Here is a 7153-nt window from a genome sequence, read left to right as displayed (position 1 = left end):
CCGGGCGCGCGCCCGGCCCGCCCGGAGAGGCCGGGCGGGCCGGGGCCGGGCGGGCACGCGGCGTCCGGACCGGCGGCCGGGGCGGCTGCCGGGACCGGGGGGCCGGGGCGTCCGTCAGGGCTGCAGGGGCATGCTCCAGCAGTTGGAGGTGGCCCGCTTGCCGGACAGCCGGTCGGTCAGCCAGTCGACGGCGTCCCCCTGGTCGGTCAGCAGCGGGGCGAAGTGGTTGAGCAGCGCGCTGCCGCCGTGGGGGAGGACGACGGCCTTGTACGTGACGTCGGCGCCCTTGGCGCACCAGTCGACGGCCAGTTGGCGGGACTGCCCGTGCGGCACGAGGTTGTCGCTGACGCCGGTGGCCAGGCGGACCGGGCCGGACGGCTTCATCGTGCCGATGCGCTGCTCGTCCAGGAAGGACCGGAGGGCGGGGGTGGCGGCGATGATGTCGCCGAGGGACTTTCCGTCCGTGGTCCACCGGGTGCTCTTGGCGAAGCCGTACGAGAAGAGGGCGTCGCCGACGCACATCGTCGACAGGTCGGCGAGCGCGGCCCTGCCGGCGGCGTTCAGGTGCGCCCCGGCGATGGGCTTCAGCTCCGGGTCGGACTGGAGGAAGCCGTTCAGCGACCAGCCCAGCGCGCCCGCCAGTTCGCTGCCGTCGATGGCCTCGGTGACCTTGGTCAGATCGGCGGGCGGCGCGCCGGAGTAGGTGCCGGACAGGATGACGTCGGGGGCATAGGAGGACTGGAGTTCGGCGGCCGCCGCGGTCGCCCCGCCGCCCTGGCTGTACCCGTAGAGCCCGACCGGGGAGGCCGCGGTGACCGACGCCCCGCGCAGCGAGCGGGCGGCACGGACGGCGTCCAGGACCGCGTGGGCCTCGTCGACCCGGTTCACGTAGGTGTGCAGGCGGTCGGTCGCGCCCAGGCCGGCGTAGTCGGTGACGACCACGGCGACGCCCTTGGCGAGGAGGCGGTAGATCACCAGGTCCTCGTAACCGACGGACACGGTCTCGCCGTTGAACCGCAGCGGGTGCTCGAGCCCCATGGACGCGGCGCACTGGTCGCCCTGCCCCAGGGTGCCGGGCGCCACCGCGACCAGGGGACGCGGCCCGCCGCCCTTCCAGGCGGCGGACGGCTCGATGTACGCGCCGGTGACGGCGACCGGCTGCCCGTTCGAGTCGGTGGACTTGTACATCAGCCGGGTCGCGGTCCCCGGCAGCGGGCCCTTGAGGCTGGGCAGGCTCAGGGCCAACGGGAGGGGCTCGCTGCGGACGAGGGCGCCGTCGGCGTCGGGCAGGGACGCGGGCGGGGTGTAGAACGCGGGGATCTCGACCCCCCGGGACACGGCCCCCTCCGCCGCCGCGGCGGGGGCGGCCGCGACGGCCTGGGCGCCGAGGCAGGCCGCGGCGGTGACGGCGACGGCCAGAAGTCTGGGGCGCGGGCGTGCGGGCATGGCGAACCTCCTGTGGAGCGGCGGTCAGGAAGCGGCCTCCGTGCCGGGGCGTCCCGTGAGCGGCCCGGACGGGGAGGCGCGGTGGCGGAGCTGGCGAGCTGAACTGGGGGGAGTGGAGCCTCGGAGCTACGACGGCACGGCGGTGGGACGGCACGACGGCAGGGCGGACCGGCGGCGAGGTGGGGCACACGGGCCCGACGGACCCGTCCGCGCCGCGCGGTGGTGGTACGCATTGAACTTACCTATGGGTAAGTTACTCGAGGTAGCGGTAGGAAGATTACGTTTCGGTAATGTGACGGGCGGTCCGCCGCCCTCCACCGTCCGCTCCCGGCACCGGACCGCCGGCACCGGACCGCCGGCACCGGACCGCCGCACCCCTGGACGGATGAACCCCCGGGCGGACGGATCCCCGGACCACCGGGCCACCGGCCCCTCGGCGCGCCGGAGTTCCCCCGAGGACGCCGGGGACCTCCCCGAACGGACGAGGCCGGGGCGCGTCCGCGCCCCGGCCTCGTGACCTCGTGATGCTCCACGGGCGCCGTCCCGGCGCCCGTGGAGTGACGTTCAACCAACCCCCAGCGGTCCTCCGGCCGCCTTCAGCAGCCCTCGAGGACCCCGGACGGTCCTTCAGCGTCCGCTGCTCTTCCCCCTGTTGCCGGCCGCGCTGCGGCGGGCGGCCTGCCCGGGACGGCGGCTGCGCCGGCTCCGGGACGGGGAGCCCGTGCGCGCGGGCTGGTTCTGGGCGGGCGGCGGAGTGAGGACGACGGGCACGCCCGACGGCGCCTGGGCCCCGGTGATGCGGTTCAGCTCGTCCCCGCCCGGACGCACCCGGGTGGTCTGCGGGGTGATGCCGGCGTCGGCCATCAGGCGGGACATCTCCCGGCGCTGGTGCGGCAGGACCAGCGTGACGACGGTGCCGGACTCACCGGCGCGGGCGGTGCGTCCGCCGCGGTGCAGGTAGTCCTTGTGGTCGCTGGGCGGGTCGACGTTGACGACGAGGTCCAGGTTGTCCACGTGGATGCCGCGGGCCGCGACGTTGGTGGCCACCAGGACCGTGACGTGACCGTCCTTGAACTGGGCCAGGGTCCGGGTCCGCTGGGACTGGGACTTCCCGCCGTGCAGGGCCGAGGCCCGCACGCCGACGGCCAGGAGCTTCTTGGCCAGCCGGTCGGCGGCGTGCTTGGTGTCCAGGAACATGATCACGCGCCCGTCGCGGGCGGCGATCTCCGTCGTGGTGGCGTGCTTGTCGTCGTCCTCCACGTGCAGCAGGTGGTGGTCCATCGTGGTGACCGCGCCCGCGGACGGGTCGACGGAGTGGACGACGGGGTCGTGCAGGTAGGTGCGCACCAGACGGTCGACGTTGCGGTCCAGCGTGGCGGAGAACAGCATGCGCTGGCCGCCGGGGCGGACCTGGTCCAGCAGGGCGGTCACCTGCGGCATGAAGCCCATGTCGGCCATCTGGTCGGCCTCGTCCAGCACGGTGATGGAGACCTGGTCCAGGCGGCAGTCGTCACGGTCTATGAGGTCCTTGAGCCGGCCGGGCGTCGCGACGACGACCTCGGCGCCGCCGCGCAGGGCGCTCACCTGCCGGCCGATCGACACCCCGCCGACCACCGTGGCGATCCGCAGGCGCAGCGCCTGGGCGTAGGGGGTGAGGGCGTCGGTGACCTGCTGGGCCAGCTCCCGGGTGGGGACGAGGACGAGCGCCAGCGGGTGCCGGGACTCGGCCCGCTGCCCGGCGGTGCGCGCCAGCATCGCCAGGCCGAAGGCCAGCGTCTTGCCCGAGCCGGTCCGCCCGCGGCCCAGCACGTCCCGGCCGGCCAGCGAGTTCGGCAGCGTCGCGGCCTGGATCGGGAACGGGGTGGTCACGCCCTCGGCGGTCAGGGCGGCCAGCATCCGCTCGGGCATGTCGAGTTCGGTGAACGCCTCGACCGGCGGCAGCGCCGGGGTGAGGGTGACCGGCGGCGCGAACTCCCCGCCGGCCGGGGCGGGACGGCCCCCGCGGCCGTTGCCGCGTCCGCCCTTGGCGGCGGCGCCGCGGGACGGACCGCCCTGGCGGCCCCCCGACCCCTGCGAACGGGCGCGGCCACCCCGCCCGGAACCCGGGGCCTTGTCCGTACGGGAGCGGGACGAGCCGGCGGTGCCGGCCCCGTTGTTCGAACGAGCTGTGTGATTGCGGTTCATGCGGAACCCTCCTCGATGCGGCACGTATCGAGGAATTCCGCCCAACGGCGACACGGCGGCCGAATGAGAATTCGCAAGAATGAGCCGAAAGACGGTGAATCAGCGTCTCGCCGCGTCAGTACGGCGGTGAGACGGCGGCAGGCGGCCGCGAGTGGCGGACCGCGAGCACGGGTGCGGCGCCGGCTTCGTTGCCGGGCCGGGGAACGCAGTGGGCCGGGGCCCCGCGCCACAGGGGTGCGGGGTCCCGGCCACGCACTGTACGGCGGCGTCGGATGCCGACGCCGGTGTCAGTGGTACGCGTCAGGCGGGAACGATGTTCTCGGCCTGCGGGCCCTTCTGGCCCTGCGTGACGTCGAAGGTAACCTTCTGGCCTTCCTGAAGCTCACGGAAACCGGAGGTGGCGATGTTCGAGTAGTGGGCGAACACGTCGGGGCCGCCGCCGTCCTGCTCGATGAAGCCGAAGCCCTTTTCCGAGTTGAACCACTTCACGGTGCCAGATGCCATGCTGTATCTCCTTTTGGGCAGTGCCCGGGGTCCACACCTTGTGGACCCGTGGTCACAACCATGCTTACCCGGCCGTTGTTCCCGTAAGGCTGCGAAGCCCTCGGCAACGAAAAAAGAGCGCTCGTCGACGGAAGGTCGGAAGAGCACTCACAAGCCTCTGGTAACCAAAACTGCAACTCTTCACGCTAACACGAGTGGGAAGCCGGCGTCCGGAACCGGCCCCCGCCGGAGTGTCGGCCTCCGGTGGCCGGGGTCCGGGAGACGACCGCTCAGGGGGCCGCGGCGGGACACGGGCCGCCGCGGAAGACCTGGCCGGTGTGCCAGGAGCGGTGGACGGCGGCGACGGGGCGGGCGTCCGGCCGGGGGCCGAGGAGCGGCCGGCCCGCGAGTGCCGTGACGTGCTCGCGGGCGGCGGAGCTGCGGCCGGCGAAGCGCGGCGAGACCAGGATGCGGTGCCGGTCGCCGATGCCGAGGACACCCCTGTCGAAGAGCGTGTGGTGCAGTGAGCACAGACACAGTCCGTTGTCGACGTCGTCGGGGCCGCCGAACGCCCACCAGCGTACGTGCGCGGCCTCCAGCCCGACCGGAAGCGTGCCGATCCTGCCGTCGTAGCCGCAGAACGCGCACCGGTACGCGTAGGCCGTCAGGACGCGCTCCCGCATCCTGGGGTCCCGTCGCCTCCGTACGACGGTCGTGAGCCGTTCGGGCTCCGTCGGCCCGGGCTCCAGACCGACGGATCCGCACAGCTCGGCGTGGAGCGAGGGCGGAAAGTGCAGATCGAGCAGGAGCCGTGCCATCCGGCCGAGCAGCGAGGGCTCGCGGCGCAGTGCCGCGCGCAGTTCCGGCGCCAGCCGCCCCGTGGCCCCGAGGGACCGCAGCTCCCGCACGCCGCTGCCGGGGCTGCCCGGGCCGCGGTCGGTGCGCACCTCCCACACGCCGTCGCTCACCAGATGGTGGAACGGGTAGGCGGGAGTGGTCCGGTGAGGCGGACCGTACTCGTCCAGCAGCCGCTTGAGGTCGTCCTCCACCGTGCTGTAGCGCAGTTCACCGTCGGTGTCCCGCTGGAACCGGCCGAGGGCGTACAGGAGGAGCAGCGGTTTGTGCGGAGCGCGCGCCCCGCCCCTGGTCCACTGCCTCAGTTCCGCCGTGCGCTCGAGCCAGTCCATGACCGGCGATCGTAGGGGTGCCCCGGCGGGCGCCGGCCCGCGCGTGCCGGGAGGGGGCACGGCGGGGGCCGCGCGGGCACGGCACCGCGGACCGTGAACGAGGGGGCGCGGGCGCCGGCCGCCCGCCGTCAGCGGGGCGGCTCGGACGGGAGGGCCTTCGGGGCGATGCCGTCGGCCTTGGCGGCGTCGGCCACGGCCTCGGCGGCGGCCTCCTCGGCCTGCGCCGTGTCGCTGGCGGCCCGGGCGGTCATGTCGTCGTCGACGGGCTTCTCACGGGTGGCCGACGACCGGGGCAGCTGCTCGGTGAAGGCCTTGGACACGCCCTGGAGCGCCGAGGTGATCTCGCTCGGGATCACCCAGAAGTTGTTGCCCGAACCCTGCGCGAGCTGCGGCAGGGCCTGGAGGTACTGGTAGGCGAGCAGCTTGGGGTCGGGGTCGTTGCGGTGCACGGCCTGGAAGACCTCGTCGATGGCCCGGGACTGGCCCTCGGCCTGCAGGATCGCGGCGGTGCGGTTGCCCTCCGCGCGCAGCACGGCCGCCTGTTTGTCGCCTTCGGCGGTGAGGATCTGGGACTGGCGCTGGCCCTCGGCCCCGAGGATCGCGGCCCGCTTGTCCCGCTCGGCGCGCATCTGCTTCTGCATCGCGTCCTTGATGGTCTGCGGGGGGTCGATCGCCTTGATCTCCACCCGGTTGACCCGCAGCCCCCACTTGCCGGTGGCCTCGTCCAGCACGCCGCGCAGCTGGCTGTTGATGGTGTCGCGGGAGGTGAGCGTCTTCTCCAGGTCCATGGAGCCGACGACGTTGCGCAGGGTGGTGACGGTGAGCTGCTCGACGGCCTGGAGGAAGTTCGCGATCTCGTAGAAGGCCGCTCGCGCGTCGGTCACCTGGAAGTACAGGACGGTGTCGATCTCGACGACCAGGTTGTCCTCGGTGATGACCGGCTGCGGTTTGAAGGAGACGACCTGTTCCCGCAGATCGATCACCGGGTGGACGCGGTCGACGTAGGGAATGACGAGATTGAGTCCGGGATTCAGCGTGCGGTGGTAGCGGCCGAGCCGCTCGACATTGCGGGCGCGCGCCTGCGGAACGATGCGCACCGCCCGCACCACGGTGAAGATCGCGATCAGCGCGACGATCAGACCGGCGATGAGGAACGCAGAAATCTCCATGTTTTCAGTCCCGGGGGTAGACGAAAGCCGTGGTGCCGCTGATCTCTATGACGTCGACGGTCTTGCCGGGGGGAATCACCAGCGTCTCGTCGTAGGCGCGGGCCGTCCACTCCTCACCGTCGATCCGCACCCTGCCGCCCAGGCCCGACACCTCCGAGACGACGTAGGCGGCCCTGCCGACCAGCGCTTCCACGCCGAATCGCGCTCCCGGGGGCTGGAGCACGTGACGCATCGCGAGAGGGCGCACGAACAGCACGGAGACGGTGGCGACGACGGCGAACACCAGGAACTGGAAGGGCGGTGAAAGCCCGAGCGCGGCGCATCCCGCCGTGACCAGTGCGGCGGCACTCAGCATTCCGAGTGCGGCGGTGAGGGTGAAGATCTCCGCCGCGGCCAGCACGGCTGCGACGATCAACCAGATCAGCCACGGTTCCATTGCGTACCTCTTCCGACCGGGCGGGCGCGAAGGGCGTGGTCCCCCCATTGGACCCCGAAAGGGGAGGGTCGCGATAGCCCTGTGGGGGAAATGCCGCGAGCGGGCGGAAAGGGGGTGACGCGGGTCCGGCCGCAATCGCTCCTCGCGGGTTCGCTCCCGCTTTCCCCTTTTTCCCGGAGGAGGGCGCCCGCTTCCCGCGGCCGGTCCTCCTTTCCTCCGTGGCACCGACCCCGCGGACGGCACGGGAC

At 73.1% G+C, this 7153-nt stretch carries 6 protein-coding genes; all 6 read right to left on the bottom strand.

From position 1 onward, the window contains the following. Window positions 1-114: 114 nt before the first annotated feature. The 6 genes from AOK18_RS13570 to AOK18_RS13545 all read right to left on the bottom strand — a co-directional run bounded on the left by AOK18_RS13570 (window position 115) and on the right by AOK18_RS13545 (window position 6905). Window positions 115-1446, bottom strand: coding sequence for a lipase family protein (locus tag AOK18_RS13570; protein WP_055694513.1), 1332 nt, complete (start codon window positions 1444-1446; stop codon window positions 115-117). A 627-nt stretch (window positions 1447-2073) separates the two neighbouring features. Beyond that, on the bottom strand, window positions 2074-3630 hold the full coding sequence (locus AOK18_RS13565) for a DEAD/DEAH box helicase (protein ID WP_055694512.1): 1557 nt from the start codon (window positions 3628-3630) through the stop codon (window positions 2074-2076). Between the two features lie 300 nt (window positions 3631-3930). After that, the gene (locus tag AOK18_RS13560) at window positions 3931-4134 is read right to left on the bottom strand and encodes a cold-shock protein (protein ID WP_055572861.1); all 204 of its coding nucleotides are present in this window, start codon (window positions 4132-4134) and stop codon (window positions 3931-3933) included. A 269-nt stretch (window positions 4135-4403) separates the two neighbouring features. Further along, on the bottom strand, window positions 4404-5300 hold the full coding sequence (locus AOK18_RS13555; protein ID WP_055694511.1) for a phosphorothioated DNA-binding restriction endonuclease: 897 nt from the start codon (window positions 5298-5300) through the stop codon (window positions 4404-4406). Between the two features lie 128 nt (window positions 5301-5428). Beyond that, window positions 5429-6469, bottom strand: coding sequence for an SPFH domain-containing protein (locus AOK18_RS13550; protein ID WP_055694510.1), 1041 nt, complete (start codon window positions 6467-6469; stop codon window positions 5429-5431). A gap of 4 nt (window positions 6470-6473) precedes the next feature. Continuing rightward, complete coding sequence (locus AOK18_RS13545; RefSeq protein ID WP_055573592.1) at window positions 6474-6905, bottom strand: NfeD family protein; 432 nt, start codon at window positions 6903-6905, stop codon at window positions 6474-6476. Window positions 6906-7153: the final 248 nt, after the last annotated feature.

Source organism: Streptomyces prasinopilosus, from assembly GCF_001419695.1.
GTDB classification, from domain to species: Bacteria; Actinomycetota; Actinomycetes; order Streptomycetales; family Streptomycetaceae; genus Streptomyces; species Streptomyces prasinopilosus.
Note: the sequence above shows the minus strand (reverse complement) of the source record. Positions and strands in the feature narration are given on the sequence as shown.

Excerpts from the sequence above, each read along its gene's own strand:
- AOK18_RS13550 (WP_055694510.1), bottom strand. The coding sequence starts at position 6,469 with ATGGAGATTTCTGCGTTCCTCATCGCCGGTCTGATCGTCGCGCTGATC.
- AOK18_RS13560 (WP_055572861.1), bottom strand. The coding sequence starts at position 4,134 with ATGGCATCTGGCACCGTGAAGTGGTTCAACTCGGAAAAGGGCTTCGGC.
- AOK18_RS13565 (WP_055694512.1), bottom strand. The coding sequence starts at position 3,630 with ATGAACCGCAATCACACAGCTCGTTCGAACAACGGGGCCGGCACCGCC.
- AOK18_RS13545 (WP_055573592.1), bottom strand. The coding sequence starts at position 6,905 with ATGGAACCGTGGCTGATCTGGTTGATCGTCGCAGCCGTGCTGGCCGCG.
- AOK18_RS13555 (WP_055694511.1), bottom strand. The coding sequence starts at position 5,300 with ATGGACTGGCTCGAGCGCACGGCGGAACTGAGGCAGTGGACCAGGGGC.
- AOK18_RS13570 (WP_055694513.1), bottom strand. The coding sequence starts at position 1,446 with ATGCCCGCACGCCCGCGCCCCAGACTTCTGGCCGTCGCCGTCACCGCC.